The organism is Actinomadura soli (genome assembly GCF_005889715.1).
Lineage (GTDB): Bacteria > Actinomycetota > Actinomycetes > Streptosporangiales > Streptosporangiaceae > Spirillospora > Spirillospora soli.
In genome coordinates, this window is sequence record NZ_VCKW01000008.1 from 1 (window position 1) to 13,064 (window position 13,064).

General features: G+C 70.9%; 15 protein-coding genes and 1 pseudogene. 8 read left to right on the top strand and 8 right to left on the bottom strand.

Going from position 1 to position 13,064, the window contains the following annotated elements:
- Positions 1-443, top strand: a 443-nt coding sequence (locus ETD83_RS02815) for a cation transporting ATPase C-terminal domain-containing protein (RefSeq protein ID WP_171063995.1), incomplete at its 5' end; no start/stop codon positions are given.
- Here ETD83_RS02815 and ETD83_RS02820 read toward each other — a convergent pair.
- From ETD83_RS02820 to ETD83_RS02830, 3 genes are read right to left on the bottom strand one after another with little or no spacing between them, the layout of a single operon-like run.
- Positions 398-1,054 (bottom strand): universal stress protein, encoded by a 657-nt coding sequence (locus ETD83_RS02820; protein ID WP_138643451.1) that lies wholly within the window; start codon positions 1,052-1,054, stop codon positions 398-400. The genes ETD83_RS02815 and ETD83_RS02820 overlap by 46 nt on opposite strands.
- A complete protein-coding gene (locus tag ETD83_RS02825; protein ID WP_205717461.1) occupies positions 1,051-1,548 on the bottom strand; it encodes a flavodoxin domain-containing protein in 498 nt (165 codons plus the stop codon). The genes ETD83_RS02820 and ETD83_RS02825 overlap by 4 nt, the downstream gene beginning before the upstream one ends.
- Positions 1,545-2,429 (bottom strand): universal stress protein, encoded by an 885-nt coding sequence (locus tag ETD83_RS02830; RefSeq protein WP_138643452.1) that lies wholly within the window; start codon positions 2,427-2,429, stop codon positions 1,545-1,547. Before ETD83_RS02830 ends, ETD83_RS02825 begins: the two co-directional genes overlap by 4 nt.
- A gap of 201 nt (positions 2,430-2,630) precedes the next feature.
- Here ETD83_RS02830 and ETD83_RS02835 point away from each other — a divergent pair, with 201 nt between their 5' ends.
- Positions 2,631-3,131: a CBS domain-containing protein gene (locus ETD83_RS02835; RefSeq protein WP_138643453.1), complete on the top strand. Its 501-nt coding sequence runs from the start codon at positions 2,631-2,633 to the stop codon at positions 3,129-3,131.
- Between the two features lie 65 nt (positions 3,132-3,196).
- On the opposite strand, the gene ETD83_RS02840 is transcribed toward ETD83_RS02835, so the two are convergent.
- Entirely contained in the window at positions 3,197-4,084 is an 888-nt protein-coding gene (locus ETD83_RS02840) for a universal stress protein (RefSeq protein ID WP_138643454.1), read from the bottom strand.
- A 184-nt stretch (positions 4,085-4,268) separates the two neighbouring features.
- Between ETD83_RS02840 and ETD83_RS02845 the strand changes: the two genes are divergently transcribed.
- The 4 genes from ETD83_RS02845 (at position 4,269) to ETD83_RS02860 (ending at position 8,346) form a co-directional block, all read left to right on the top strand.
- Positions 4,269-6,686, top strand: a complete 2,418-nt coding sequence (locus ETD83_RS02845) for a glycoside hydrolase family 65 protein (protein ID WP_138643455.1) — start codon at positions 4,269-4,271, stop codon at positions 6,684-6,686.
- A gap of 157 nt (positions 6,687-6,843) precedes the next feature.
- The gene (locus ETD83_RS02850) at positions 6,844-7,260 is read left to right on the top strand and encodes an Hsp20/alpha crystallin family protein (RefSeq protein ID WP_138643456.1); all 417 of its coding nucleotides are present in this window, start codon (positions 6,844-6,846) and stop codon (positions 7,258-7,260) included.
- An 86-nt stretch (positions 7,261-7,346) separates the two neighbouring features.
- Positions 7,347-8,006 (top strand): universal stress protein, encoded by a 660-nt coding sequence (locus tag ETD83_RS02855; RefSeq protein WP_268920403.1) that lies wholly within the window; start codon positions 7,347-7,349, stop codon positions 8,004-8,006.
- Positions 7,969-8,346 carry a pyridoxamine 5'-phosphate oxidase family protein gene (locus ETD83_RS02860; protein WP_230420634.1) on the top strand — a complete coding sequence of 126 codons (378 nt, stop codon included), beginning with the start codon at positions 7,969-7,971 and terminating at the stop codon, positions 8,344-8,346. The genes ETD83_RS02855 and ETD83_RS02860 overlap by 38 nt, the downstream gene beginning before the upstream one ends.
- A 60-nt stretch (positions 8,347-8,406) precedes the next feature.
- Here ETD83_RS02860 and ETD83_RS02865 read toward each other — a convergent pair whose 3' ends face one another.
- Positions 8,407-9,273: a universal stress protein gene (locus ETD83_RS02865; RefSeq protein WP_138643459.1), complete on the bottom strand. Its 867-nt coding sequence runs from the start codon at positions 9,271-9,273 to the stop codon at positions 8,407-8,409.
- A gap of 54 nt (positions 9,274-9,327) precedes the next feature.
- Positions 9,328-10,161, bottom strand: a complete 834-nt coding sequence (locus ETD83_RS02870) for a universal stress protein (protein ID WP_138643460.1) — start codon at positions 10,159-10,161, stop codon at positions 9,328-9,330.
- A 488-nt stretch (positions 10,162-10,649) separates the two neighbouring features.
- Between ETD83_RS02870 and ETD83_RS45830 the strand changes: the two are divergent.
- Positions 10,650-10,847 (top strand): annotated as a pseudogene (locus ETD83_RS45830) (SulP family inorganic anion transporter); the annotation flags it as partial.
- A gap of 136 nt (positions 10,848-10,983) precedes the next feature.
- On the opposite strand, the gene ETD83_RS43505 reads toward ETD83_RS45830, so the two are convergent.
- Complete coding sequence (locus ETD83_RS43505; RefSeq protein ID WP_205717467.1) at positions 10,984-11,139, bottom strand: hypothetical protein; 156 nt, start codon at positions 11,137-11,139, stop codon at positions 10,984-10,986.
- Positions 11,140-11,236: 97 nt separating this feature from the next.
- Here ETD83_RS43505 and ETD83_RS43510 point away from each other — a divergent pair, with 97 nt between their 5' ends.
- The gene (locus tag ETD83_RS43510) at positions 11,237-11,512 is read left to right on the top strand and encodes an ATP-binding cassette domain-containing protein (RefSeq protein WP_205717468.1); all 276 of its coding nucleotides are present in this window, start codon (positions 11,237-11,239) and stop codon (positions 11,510-11,512) included.
- Between the two features lie 189 nt (positions 11,513-11,701).
- Here the strand turns inward: ETD83_RS43510 and ETD83_RS02885 are convergent, their stop codons facing one another.
- Positions 11,702-13,000 carry a lysine N(6)-hydroxylase/L-ornithine N(5)-oxygenase family protein gene (locus tag ETD83_RS02885; protein ID WP_230420635.1) on the bottom strand — a complete coding sequence of 433 codons (1,299 nt, stop codon included), beginning with the start codon at positions 12,998-13,000 and terminating at the stop codon, positions 11,702-11,704.
- Between the last annotated feature and the right edge of the window lie 64 nt (positions 13,001-13,064).

The following is a 13,064-nucleotide window of genomic DNA, read 5'->3' on the forward strand; positions in this document are numbered from 1 at the left end:
AGCACATCATGACCCGCCCGCCGCGCGACCCGTCCCTGCCGCTGATCCCCCGCGCGCTGACCATCCGGATCCTGCTGGTCTCGGCGATCCTGCTCGCCGGAGCCTTCGGGCTCCAGCACTGGGAACGCGCGCACGACGCCTCCCCCGAAGTCGCGCAAACCATCGTCGTCAACGTCTTCGCACTCACCCTGACGACCTACCTGTTCAACTGCCTCTCCCTCGACCGCCCCCTGCTGTGGCGCGGCATCCACCGCAACCCCTGGATCGCGGCCAGCGTCCTCGGCCTCATCGCCCTCCAACTCCTCTACACCTACACACCCGCCATGAACGACCTGTTCCACTCCGCACCACTCGACGCCGCCGCCTGGGCGCGCATCACCGCGATCGCCGTTATCTCCTACCTGGCGTTGGAGCTGATCAAGCTTGTCCAGCGCTCCCGCTGACGGCCCTTCGGCCAGCCGGGGACGGGACGGACGTTCGACTCTGACCCCTCGTAGGACCTGGTGGAGAACCTGAACGTGGAAGAGACCCATGGGAGGATCCACAGCTCTTCCAGGTGCAGCGCAGCCGGGGCGCCGTGCACGCCGACCACTACCTCGCCCCGCGTCGAGGCCCTGGTCGCGCGGACGACCACGGCGGGGCAGCCGGCATGGGAGGCGACCTGCATCGCCACCGACCCCAGCACCAGGCCGGTGAGCCCGCCGGTCCCGCGGGAGCCGGTCACCACCATGAGCGCGTTCTCGGCCCGTTCGATGAGCACCTTGGCGGGCTGCCCGCCGGTATGCTCCCCCGTCACCTCAAGGCCCGGAACACGATCCCGGGCGCGCGCCACGGCGAGGTCGACGACATCGCGTCCGCCGTCCAGCAACTGCCGGCGGACCCGGGTCGCTCCCGGATCCCCCGGCACGTCGAACAACCACGGCGCGACGACATGGACCACGTTCAGTGCCACGCGACGTCGAGCCGCCTCATCGGCTGCCCAGTCGATCGCGAGCAGGCTTGATTCCGACCCGTCGTCCCCGACGACGATCGTGTTCATACCGTGCCTGCTCATACAGTGGCTCCTCGCAGTTCCCGGGCGATGCCGGCGGCCCACCCGGCGACCTGGTCGTGGTCACGGAAGTCGCCGCTCGACCGCTTGGCGATCTTGGAGGCCAGGAAACCCCGGGCGTCCGGGGACAGGCGTCCGCCGAAGGTCGCGTGACCGCATGCGTTCAGCCGCCGGGCGAACTTGGCGACGCCGGGCGCGGGCGCGATCTGCTTCTCCTGCGCGGTGTGGTCCAGCGGCCCGCTGCTGAACAGCCACACCGGCCGGTGCGCCAGCGCATCGGCGTGATGGCGGACGAAATGCCGCGCCTCCCGGTGCCAGCGCCCCGCATACAGGGCACCGCCGACCACGGCGGCGGCGTACCCGTCCAGCCCCGCGACCTCGCCGGCCGGGCGGACGTCGGCGTCCAGCCCCGCCTCGCGCAGCGCGGCGCCGATCCAGTCGGCGATCTCGGCGGTCCCTCCGCGTTCGGAGGCGTAGGCCACCAGCACTCGCATCATGACGACTCCTGCGGTTTCGGGTCGCGTTCATGGACGACCGCGACCGGGCTCGGCATCTCATGCAGTACGGCCCTCGTGACCGCGCCGAGCAGGGTGGTCGGGGCCGACCCGATCCCGCGATCGCCGACCACCAGCAACATCGCGTCGCGGGCGTTGTCGGCCAGAACGCGTCCGGCGCGCTCCCGCACGAAACGCTCCTCGACCGCGACATCGGGATAATCGACCAGGCACGGCCCGAGAGCGCTGGTGAACCGTGCCTTGGCTTGTTCTTTAACGGCCTGCGGGTCGGTGAACGGGAGCCGGTCGGGGCCGGGCAGCACGCCGGGGTCCCACCATGCGCACACCAACGTCACCATGGCGCCGTGCAGGCGCGCTTCGGCGAGCGCGAACCGCAGCGCGGCCTCGCTGGCCGGGGAACCGTCGATTCCGACGACGATCCGCTTCGCGCGCTCCGGCCCGCCCTGGGCGGGCACCACGAGCACCGGTCGGTCGGCATGCACCGCGAGGTGCACGGCCGCAGACCCGAGCGGGAGCTTGTCGAAACCGCCCGTCCCCCGGGCGCCGAGCACGATCAGCGCCGCGTCCACGGAGGCGGCCAGCAGCGCTCCCGAGGGCGTGCCCTTCAGCAGCACCGGCCGCACGTCCAGGCCGGGGACGGTCTCGCACGCGAGCCGGACACCGTCGTCCAGCGTCAGCGCCCCCATGCCGCGGACGGCCTGCATCGCCTCTCCCGCCTGGGGACGTTGGGGATACGGCCAGTGCCACGCGTGGCAGACCCGCAAGGGCACGTCCCGTAGGGACGCCTCGACCGCCGCCCAGCGCAGCGCGCGTTCGGCGGCCGGCGAAGCGTCGAAACCGACCAGGACCTCCCGTCTGTCCATCTCGTCACCTCCTGGCCTTTGAGCCTGGTCGCTCGCGGACGCGATGTTCAGGGGCGTGGGTCCACCATTCCCGGGGACCTTCGGCCCTAGAGCCCTGTAACCGAAGCCGGAAGCCTGTAACTGTCGTCAGCACCGAGGAGTACGACGAGCGGCTGGCCAAGCCGCGGTGACTACGGCACCAGAGGGGCCGAAGGGGGAGCCATGACCGCGCCACTGGAGCAGCGCGCCGTTGCTGAGCTGATGACCCGTGACCTGCTCACCATCGCCGAGGACGAGTCCGTGCTCATGGCGTGGGAGCTGATGTGCAAGGCCGACGTCCACCACCTGCCGGTGACCGACGTCGAGGGCGGCTTCCTGGGCGTCGTCGACGCCCAGACGCTTACTTCTGCCTGGAACGTCACCGCTCCGCGCGAAGCCAGGCGGCCTGTGACGACCCTTCTGCCCTCCCGGCGTCCGGCGGCGGTGCGTCCGCAGGCCGCCGTCGCAGAGGCGGCCAGGGCCATGCTGGAGGCGGGCTGGGACTACGCGCCGGTGACGGACGAACACGGCGCTCTGGTCGGGCTGATCACCGCCCACGACCTGATCGCGGCGCTGGCCGGCGTCCACCGCGAGATCCGGCCGCGCACCGGAGGCATGCCGTCCCTTTACCGGGTCGAGCCCGTGCTTCCCCAGCCTCCGGCCCATCCGGGCCACAGCGAATAGCCCCCGACTGACCTCCAAAGACCCGCCTGCGCCGAGTTTGTGATGCCCGTGGAGGCGGCCTGCCGTCAGGCGGCGCGCTGAGCAGCATGGCGCGGCGGCGGAACGATCGCGACCGTGCAGGGAGCGTGGTGCAGCATCGCCGAACTGGTCGCGCCCAGCAGCAGCGGGTCCACGCCGCCGATGCCGCGATCTCCCACGACCAGCAGGGCGACGTCAGCGGCCGCGCGCAGCAGTGCTTCCCTGGGGCGCTCCAGCAGCAGCGCGGCCTCCACTGGGACCTTCGGATAGCGCTGGCACCATGGGTGAACGGCTTCTTCGAGCTTGGCGGCCCGTACCTGAAAGAGCCTGTTCTTGTCGGTGAAGAGGGGCAGTTCCCAATCGGGTACGGCACCGGGTTCCCAGGCTCCGTAGACCACGCGTAGATCGCACTCGCGCAACGCGGCCTCCTCGATCGCGAAGCCGAGGGCCGCGTCCGCGCCTTCGGACCCGTCGACCCCGACCACGACGCGTCCCCGCGGCCCGCCGAACCGCCGGACCGCGACGACGGGACGATGTGTGCGCGCGGGCAGCCGCACCGCCGTCGAACCCGCGGGCAGCCGGTGCCGTTCGTGCGAGCCGACCACGATGAGCTCCGCGTCATCGGACTCGCACACCAGCGTGTCGCCCACCGGCTCTCGCCGCAGCAGCGCATGCACCTTCCCCGGGGCCCCCAGGTCACGGGCCCGGCGGGCGCCTTTCCGCAGGAGGTTCTCCCCCGCCCGCTGGACGATCGCCTGGATGCGGGGGTCCACGTGCCCCTCCGGATACGGCCAGTGCCAACAGTGGCAGATCGTCAGATCGAGCCCGCGCAGCCGGGCCTCCTCGACCGCCCAACACAGCGCGGCATCGTTCTCCTCGGTCCCGTCATAGCCGAGAAGGACGTTGGACCGCTGGGCCCTCGGTAGCGCGACCATCGACAGACCTCCTTCACCAAAGACGCCTCAATCCCAATGTCAGCAGGTCAGGGCGCGGATCTGAAGGGCCGAAAGTCCTGCCCGGCGCAGGTCGTCCGGCACTGCCCGGTCCAGCGGTCCGGTGAGAACGTGACCACACCGGGCAGCCTCCAAAAAGGTGAGGCCGGGTGGATGAGGAGACATCATGAACCGGTGGATCCTGGCCTACGACGGCTACGACCCCGAGACCGAGGGATTGCGGGAAGCCCTGTGCACGCTCGGCAACGGCTGTTTCGCCACCCGGGGCGCCGGTCCCGAGTCGTCGGCCGACGGCGTCCACTACCCAGGGACCTACGTCGCGGGCTGCTACGACCGGCTCGCGGCCGAGATCGGCGGCCGGCCCGACGACAACGCCGACCTGGTGAACATGCCGAACTGGCTTGCGCTGACCTTCCGCGCCGAAGACGGTGAATGGTTCGACCCCGACGCCGCCCTCAGCGAGGACCGGCTCCTGTCCTACCGGCAGGAGCTGGATCTGCGGCGCGGCGTCCTGACCCGCCTGGTGCGGGTGCGCGACCGGGCCGGACGGACCTTCCGCCTCGCGCAGCGCCGGATCGTGTCCATGGACGACCCGCACCTGGCCGCGCTGGAGACCACGATCGTCGCCGAGGACTGGTCCGGGCGGCTGCAGATCCGGTCCGCGCTGGACGGACGCGTCGTCAACGCGGGAGTCGAGCGGTACCGCAACCTGCCCGGCACCCACCTGATCCGCGAGAAGCCGGCGCCGCAAAGCGATCCGGAACTGCTGCTCCTGCGCACCTCGACGATCTCCTCGAAGATCGGGATCGCGATGGCGGCGCGCACCCGGACCTCCGTCCCGGCCGAGTCCGCCTACCTGGTCGACGACGGCTGGGCCGCACACGACCTGGACGTCACCGTGCGGGCGAGCGCGCCGGTCACGGTCGAGAAGGTCGCGGCCGTGTTCACCTCCCGCGACCGCGTCGTCGAGGAATGCGGACAGGCCGCGCTGGAAGCCGCCGCCCGGGCCGGCGGTTTCGACTCCCTGCTGGAGCGGCACACGATCGCGTGGACGCGGTTGTGGCGCCGGTGCCAGCTCAGCGTCGACCACGTCGAGGTACAGCGCATCCTGAACTTGCACATCTTCCACCTGCTGCAGACCGTGTCGGAGCACAGCGTCGATCTGGACGTCGGCGTCCCCGCCCGCGGCCTGCACGGCGAGGCCTACCGCGGCCACGTCTTCTGGGACGAGCTGTTCATCCTGCCGTTCCTGACCATGCGGTTCCCCGAGATCGCCCGCGCGCTGCTGATGTACCGGTGGCGGCGGCTGCCCGCCGCCCGCCGCGCCGCGGCCGCCGCCGGGCGCCGCGGGGCCATGTACCCGTGGCAGAGCGCCGCCGACGGACGTGAGGAGACCCAGCGCGTCCACCTCAACCCGCGCTCGGGACGCTGGCTGCCCGACCACACGCACCTGCAGCGGCATGTTGGGCTCACGATCGCCCACAACGTCTGGCGGTTCTACGAGGCGACCGGCGACGTCGAGTTCCTCGCCGAGTACGGCGCCGAGATCATGCTGGAGGTCGCCCGGTTCTTCGCGGACCTGGCCGTGTACGAACGCTCCACCGACCGGTACCGGATCCGCGGCGTCATGGGCCCCGACGAGTACCACGACGCCTATCCGGGGCGGGACGAGCCGGGCCTGGACGACAACGCCTACACCAACGTCCTGGCCGTGTGGATGCTGCGCCGGGCGTTGGACGCGCTCGCCGCGCTGCCCGAAGAACGCTGCGCCGAACTGCAGGAACGGCTCGCGCTGACCCGCGAGGAGATCACCCGGTTCGAGGACGTGGCCCGCAAGATGTACGTCCCGTTCCACGACGGCGTGATCAGCCAGTTCGACGGCTACGCCGACCTGGAGGAGTTCGACTGGACCGGCTACCGGGGCCGCTACGGCGACATCCGCAGGCTGGACCGGATCCTGGAGGCCGAGGACGACTCGCCCAACCGCTACAAGGCGTCCAAACAGGCCGATGTACTCATGCTCTTCTACGTGCTGTCACCCGACGAGCTCGACGACGTCCTGCGACGTCTCGGGTACGAGCACGGCCCGGCATTGGCCGCCAGGACCATCGACTACTACCTGCCCCGCACCTGCGACGGGTCGACCCTCAGCTCGCTGGTGCACGCCTGGATCCTGGCGCACACCGACGGCGACGAGGCATGGAAGATCTTCCTGGAAACACTGTTCAGCGACCTCGCCGACGCTCAGCACGGCACCACGGCCGAGGGGGTTCACCTGGGCGCGATGGCCGGCACGGTCGACCTCGTCCAGCGCTGCCATGCCGGGATCAGCACCCGCGGCGGCACGCTCAGGCTGGAGCCGCGCCTGCCTCCCGCAGCCGGTGAGCTGTGCCTCGGGCTCCGCTACCGGGGGCACTGGGGCATCGACCTGAGCTGCCGCCAGGACCTGATCCGTGTCGCGCTCCGCCCCGGCGCGGCCTCTCCCGTCCACATCTCCTACGGAACCGAGGACATCGAGATCCAACCCGGTGCGTCCTGGCAGAGCCACCTGCGGAACGGCAAGCCCGCCCGGAGAGGCGGCTGACCACGGGGACGGACTTTGGTCCCGGCTGGGCAGGACCCATGGCCGTAGGAGGTCGGCACCGGTCGAGAAAGCATGAGAGTGAGCAGCCGCCGATGAGGGAAGGCGACGGAAGCGCTCTTCTCCGGCGGCGTCCGCGGACCCAAGCCGAGGAGGCATCATGAGCGGACTGGAGCGGCGCGAGACACGGGGCATCTTCCCGGACTTGTTCGACTGGATCGAGTCCCCGTTCACCATGTTCCGGACCGCCGCCGGACAGACGATGCGGGTGGAGAACTACGTCGAGGACGGCAACTACGTGATCCGCGCCGAGCTGCCCGGCATCGACCCCGACAAGGACGTCGAGATCACCGTCGCCGGCGGCATCCTGCGCATCCACGCCGAACGCCACGAGGAGACCAAGGAAGCACACCGGTCGGAGTTCCGCTACGGCTCCTTCACCCGGTCCTTCACCCTCCCGGCCGACATCGACGCCGACGACATCAAGGCGACCTATGACCAGGGCATCCTCACCGTCCGCGTGCCGGTGCCCAAGGCCGTCAAGAGCGAGGCCAAGCGGATCACCATCGAGAAGTAGCCCGGAGCATCCGGAAAGGGGCATCGGATCGACGTCTCGGTCCGATGCCCTCGGTCTCCGTTCACACCCGAATCGAGATGAGAACGATGACAGGTTTCCCCAGCCCCTGCCGGATCGTCGTCGGCGTGGACGGATCCCCGGCCTCGCTGCGCGCCCTGCGCTGGGCCGCCGCCGAGGCCGCGCTGCGGCACGCCGAGCTGGTGGCCGTCCGGTCCTGGCGTGCCAGGCGGGAATTGGTGGCGTCCTACGCCGTCGCAGATCACCGGCCGTCCCCCGAGCGAGAACGGGAACGGACGCGGCGCGCACTCGCGGCCGACGTCCGGGCGGTCCTCGGCTCCGACCCCGCGGTGCGGGTGCGTCAGGAACTGGCCTACGGAGAACCGGCGCGGGCCCTCCTCGACCATGCCGCGGCGGCGGATCTCCTCGTCCTCGGGGGCCACCGCGATGACTCCGCGCTGACGCCGGTCATCGGTCCGGTCCGGACGGCATGCCTGCGGCGTTCGGCGTGCGTCGTGGTCGTCCCGCCCGGCACCGGCCACGGCACCGTCCCCGATGGCCGGCGCGAACGTCCGGCCGGGGAGGGACGGACGGCATCCGCGCCTGTGACGTTGGCCCCTGCCGCCGACACCGGCGTCGCCGGACCATGGAGGTATGAACGACGAGACGGACAGGCCGCAGAGCCTGACACGAGGCGAGTGCCTTGGCCTGATGAGCACGGTGAAGGTCGGGAGGATCGTCTTCACTGAGCAGGCGCTTCCTGCCGTGATGCCGGTCGGTTTCGTCCTGGACCGCGGCGACGTGGTCCTATGCGTGCCGCCCGGCTCGGGCCGCCTGGCCGCCGCGGCCCGTGACACGATCGTGGCGTTCGAGGCCGACGACCTGGACGCCACCGGCCCCGCCGGCTGGTCGGTCACCGTCGTCGGACGGGCACGGATCGTCCAGGATCCGGGAGACCGTGCCCGCGACGCTCTCCGGGCATGGAAGCACGGATCCTCCCCGGAGTTCGTGCGCATCTCCTGCCAGCGCGTGGCAGGCGTGCGAGTAGGGCCGACTCCGACCGTTGACGGCTACGGAACCGCCGCCTGAACTGTCCCGCCTCAGTGAATAGGGAAAGGCCCGGCCGAGGCCGGGCCTTTCGGTTGCCGCTCACGATGCGGGTTCACCGCCCATGGGGACGATGGCGGCCGGGCAGTGCGCGTGATGGATGAGGGCGTGGGTCACCGCGCGGCTGCGCGGCACGGTCAGTCCCTCACGGGTGTGCGAACCCGCGATCACCAGGTCGACGTCGCGGGACGCGGTGACCAGCGCGGCGGCGGGATTGTCCTGCACGATGTGCTCGACCACCTCGACGCCGGGGAAGCGTTTGCGCATCGGCGCGTGCGCCTCGATCACCCGCCACCTGGCCCGTTCCTCGATATGCCGCAGATCGGCGCCCGCGCCCGCCTCGTCCAAGGCTTCGGAAAACGGCCAGGCGTGCACGGCGCGGAGCCGCGCGTGACGGACGTCCGCGACCCGGAACGCGTACTCCAGTGCCGCAGAGTCGTCGCCGAGGCCGACGCCAACGGCGATCTCCCGGCGCCCGCCAGCCTGTTCGCCGCGTACCACCACGACCGGGCATGCGGTGTGCCGGACGGCGCCGAGCCCGACCGACCCCAGCAGCAGACCCGCGAACCCGCCCAGGCCGCGGTGCCCCACCACCAGCTCCAGTGCCCGCTCGGAACGGTCGGCCAGGACTCGGACGGTGCGGCCCGACGCCAGGTCCACGCTGACCGGCACCTCCGGCCGCCGGGAGTGCGCGATCCGCTCGGCGGCCGCCAGCGTCTCACTGCCTTCCCGGGACAGTGAGCGCGCCTCCCCGGGCGCGGCGGTCAGCGGGACGTCGAAGCCCCACTTCTCCACCACGTGCACGATCCTCAGTTCGCACCCCAATCGGGCCGCCTCGTCGGCGGCCCAGGCCACGGCTCGTGCGGACGGGCCGGAGCCATCGGCTCCGACGATGATCTGTTCGGTCATGGTCAACTCCTCTCGGACGTGCCGCCGGCGGCCGGTCTGCCGAGGGCTCAGGGATCACTCGTTGGTGGGGACGACCACCACTGGGCACTTCGCGTGGTGCAGGACCGCATGGTTGACCCGTCCCAGCGCCATGCCGACCGGGCCGCGCCTGCGGCGGGCGCCGACGATCACCAGGCCGGCGTTCTCCGACGCCTCCACCAGCGCCCGGGACGGTGTCCGGTCGGAGACCAACTGGTCGACCGGGACGTCCGGATACCGCTCCCGCAGGCCGGCCAGGGCCTCCGACAGCTCCATGTCCTCGATCACCCGCCGGCGGGGAGAGCCGAACTCGCCGCCCACCGCGTGCAGCGCCAGGATCCTGGAGCCCTTGGAGGCGGCCTCGGCGAAGGCCCATTCGACGAAGAGCCTCTCCTCGTGCCGCCCCTCGATCCCGATCACGATCTCCGCGGGTGCGTCGGCGGGATAGGGGGCCGAACGAGAGACCACCGCTACGGGGCAGAGCGCATGCGCTGCCGTGTACAGGCCGACGGAACCGAACAGCAGTCCTTCGAAGCCGCCCAGCCCGCGCGACCCCACGGCCACCAGCTCCGCGTGCCCGCTCTCGTCCACCAGCGCGCCACCCGGATCCTTGGTCACCAGCCGTGTCTCGATGTCGAGGCCGGAGTGCTGTTTCAACGCGTACTGCCGGGCCTCGGCGAGCAGGTCCTCACGCTCGGCGATCAACCGGCGCAGGGCGTCGTCCGGGATCGTCCCGTCCGCCACCAGTGCACGGGACCCGTGTACGAGGTGCAGCGGAAGGCCGTGTCGGACGGCATAGTCCGTGGCCCAGTCCAGAGCCCGCCAGGCATGCGCCGAGCCGTCGATCCCTACGATGATTGGAGCCGCCATGGGACGTCCCTCCTGAACTCGTCTCGAATCTCCACCTCGACGCTAAACCGCTGCTCAGTGCCCGTCCCCGGGCCGAAGGTCCCGGCGCGACGTCCTAACGTCCCCCGCCCGGTCACCGCGGCTGCGTCCGGGCGGTGACCGGGGTGAAGCCAGACGCCGGACGGCCAGCCGCGCGTTGAACAACTCGGCACCACAGCTGATCGCCATCTCGCGCGCGGCCGGGTCGGCCATCGGCAGCGGCCGGGCCCGGTCGGCCCACAGCTCCAGCCCATAGGCCGGTCGACGAACCTCCACGGCTGGGTGTTGTCGACCGACGGCGCCGGGAGCGCCGCGCGCACGACGAAGCGCCCCGCCGGGGCGCCGGCCCTCGTGCGGGTCCGTCACGTTTCCTAGGCGAGTGCCCTCCTCCGATGGCGCCGACGAAGTCATGAGGTCGACAGTGTTCAGCCGACCGTTTCCCGGGATCCGAGCCCTGCGCGGCTACCGGCGTGCCTGGCTGGCGGGGGGACACGTTGGCCGGGATCACGGTCGCCGCGTATCTGGTGCCGCAGGTGATGGCGTACGCGGTGCTGGCCGGGCTGCCCCCGATCGCCGGTCTGTGGGCAATGGTCCCGGCCATCATGCTGTACGCCTGCCTCGGCTCCTCACGGCGGCTGTCGGTGGGACCGGAGTCGACGACGGCGCTGATGACGGTCGATGCCCCGGTTGACGCCCCGAAATCTCACCCAGCCGCCACGCGAGCTGGGTCCGCCCAAACGCCTCCCGTCCGGCGGCGGACGACGCCTTCAAGTTGGACCGTTTCGGGCCCTGGCACGGCTGCTGTCACGGCGCGACGGCGCCGTACACCTCGACGGCCACGCCATCCACGCCAAGCCGACGAAACAGGTCGCGCGGCGCCTGGGCATCCTGCCGCAGGCGCCGGTCGCGCCGGAAGGCCTGACAGTCGTGGACCTGGTCGGGCAGGGCCGCGCCCCCCATCAGACGTGACCGCCGCGCTGCGCGCGACCGGGATGCTGGAGCACTCCGCGCGGCCGGTGGACGACCTGGCGGGCAGCGGCAGCGCGCCTGGATCGCGATGGCCGTCGCACAGGGCACCCCGATCCTGCTGCTGGACGAGCCGACGACCTACCTGGACCTCGCCCACCAGATCGACGTGCTCGACCTGGTCATCGACCTGGACCGGCGCGAGCGCCGGACCGTGGTCATGGTGCTGCACGACATGAACCAGGCGTGCCGGTACGCCGACCACGTCATCGTGATGAAGTCGGGCGCGATCGTGGCCGAGGGACCCCCGGCGAGGTGGTCACCGAGGTCCTGGTGGAGGACGTCTTCGGGCTTCGCTGCCAGGTGACCGCCGACCCGGTCAGCCGCACGACCTTGGTCATCCCCATGGGACGCCACCACGGACGGCCGCACGAAAAAGGCACCGCCCCCAACCCCGGGGCACCCCGCCGCATCTCCCCGCGCCACGAAGCCCGGCGCGGGGCCGGGCTCTGCCAGGCACAACGCTTGACCCGGACGGCGGAGGTTCGCCGACAGGTCAGCGGACGGCGTACGGGTTCCGGTCGAGGGAACCGAGGCGTTCGCCGATCGAATCGGCGATCTCACCGGCGCGGACGGCGGTGTTGGACAGCAGCGTGGAGCCGATGCCGTGCGTGTGCTCGGTGGCGCCCTGCAGGTAGATGCCGCAGCTCATCGCCCCGCTGGTGGCGATGCGATAGTCACGCTCCACGCGCACGGTGCCGTTGGTGTGTCGCAAGCAGTACTCTCCCACCCCGCCGAGAAGGTTCAGCGGGTTGCACGGCCGGTAGCCAGTCGCGTAGACGAGGACGTCGGCGTCCAGCGTGGTGCGTTCGCCGGTCGGCAGGAACTCCACCGTGGACCGCACCCCCGCGCCATCGCACGCGACGTCGACGATCCGCGAGGCGTTGAGGATGCGCAGCCGCTCCTCGCCCGCCACCTTCTCCTGGTAGTGCCGCCGGTAGAGCTCGTCGATGAGCTCCAGATCGACCACCGAGTAGTTGGTGGATTGGTGGTAGTCCATCAGCATCCGTTTGACCTCGTCGGACGCCGTGTAGAAGTGGTCGACCGCCTCCGGGTCGAAGACACGGTTGGCGAACGAGCTGTCGTCGGCGGGCGTGTAGCCGTACTTGGTGAAGACCGCGCAGACCTCGGCGTCGGCGTAAGTGCGGTGCAGGTAGTCGGTGGCCTCGGCGGCGCTCTGACCAGCGCCCACCACCAGCAGCCGCCGCGGGTCGCGCAGGCCGGTCACACGGTCGAGCAGTTCCTCGGTGTGCCAGATCCGCTCGCTCTCGGCAGTCCCGTCGGGCAGGACAGGCTCCAGTCCCGCGGCGATCACCAGGTTCCGAGCGCGCCGCGTGGTCAGCTCGTCGGAGCGGCCGCCCTGCCGCACCACGACGTCGACATACTCGACGACGCCGTCGACGACGACCGGGGTCACGCCGACGACCTCCGAGCCGTACTCGACCTGCTCGTCGAACGCGACCGCGGCCCATTCCAGGTAATCGTGGAACTCCGCCCGCGAGGGGAACATCGTCTTGTGGTTGATGAAGTCGGCCATCCGACCACGGTCGTGCAGGTAGCTGAGAAAGCCGAAGCCGCTCGCCGGGTTGCGCATCGTGACCAGATCCTTCAGGAAGGACACCTGCATGGTCGTGCCCTCGATGAGCATTCCGCGGTGCCAGCCGAACGCCGGCTGCTTCTCGAGGAACACCGCGTCCACCGCATCGCCGGTTCGCGCCCGCCGTTCCCGCAGCGCGATGGCTAGGGCGAGGTTGGACGGACCGAAGCCGATGCCGATGAGATCGTAAACGTGCATGTCCGAGGGGAGCATGGAAGAGCCTTTCCAGGGGCGGACAGCTTTAGTCGGGAGTCATGGGTTC

Bases quoted from the DNA above. Each gene is read 5' to 3' on its own strand.
- ETD83_RS02820 (WP_138643451.1), bottom strand. From the start codon at position 1,054: ATGAGCAGGCACGGTATGAACACGATCGTCGTCGGGGACGACGGGTCG.
- ETD83_RS02825 (WP_205717461.1), bottom strand. From the start codon at position 1,548: ATGATGCGAGTGCTGGTGGCCTACGCCTCCGAACGCGGAGGGACCGCC.
- ETD83_RS02830 (WP_138643452.1), bottom strand. From the start codon at position 2,429: ATGGACAGACGGGAGGTCCTGGTCGGTTTCGACGCTTCGCCGGCCGCC.
- ETD83_RS02835 (WP_138643453.1), top strand. From the start codon at position 2,631: ATGACCGCGCCACTGGAGCAGCGCGCCGTTGCTGAGCTGATGACCCGT.
- ETD83_RS02840 (WP_138643454.1), bottom strand. From the start codon at position 4,084: ATGGTCGCGCTACCGAGGGCCCAGCGGTCCAACGTCCTTCTCGGCTAT.
- ETD83_RS02845 (WP_138643455.1), top strand. From the start codon at position 4,269: ATGAACCGGTGGATCCTGGCCTACGACGGCTACGACCCCGAGACCGAG.
- ETD83_RS02850 (WP_138643456.1), top strand. From the start codon at position 6,844: ATGAGCGGACTGGAGCGGCGCGAGACACGGGGCATCTTCCCGGACTTG.
- ETD83_RS02855 (WP_268920403.1), top strand. From the start codon at position 7,347: ATGACAGGTTTCCCCAGCCCCTGCCGGATCGTCGTCGGCGTGGACGGA.
- ETD83_RS02860 (WP_230420634.1), top strand. From the start codon at position 7,969: ATGAGCACGGTGAAGGTCGGGAGGATCGTCTTCACTGAGCAGGCGCTT.
- ETD83_RS02865 (WP_138643459.1), bottom strand. From the start codon at position 9,273: ATGACCGAACAGATCATCGTCGGAGCCGATGGCTCCGGCCCGTCCGCA.
- ETD83_RS02870 (WP_138643460.1), bottom strand. From the start codon at position 10,161: ATGGCGGCTCCAATCATCGTAGGGATCGACGGCTCGGCGCATGCCTGG.
- ETD83_RS43505 (WP_205717467.1), bottom strand. From the start codon at position 11,139: ATGGGGGGCGCGGCCCTGCCCGACCAGGTCCACGACTGTCAGGCCTTC.
- ETD83_RS43510 (WP_205717468.1), top strand. From the start codon at position 11,237: ATGGCCGTCGCACAGGGCACCCCGATCCTGCTGCTGGACGAGCCGACG.
- ETD83_RS02885 (WP_230420635.1), bottom strand. From the start codon at position 13,000: ATGCACGTTTACGATCTCATCGGCATCGGCTTCGGTCCGTCCAACCTC.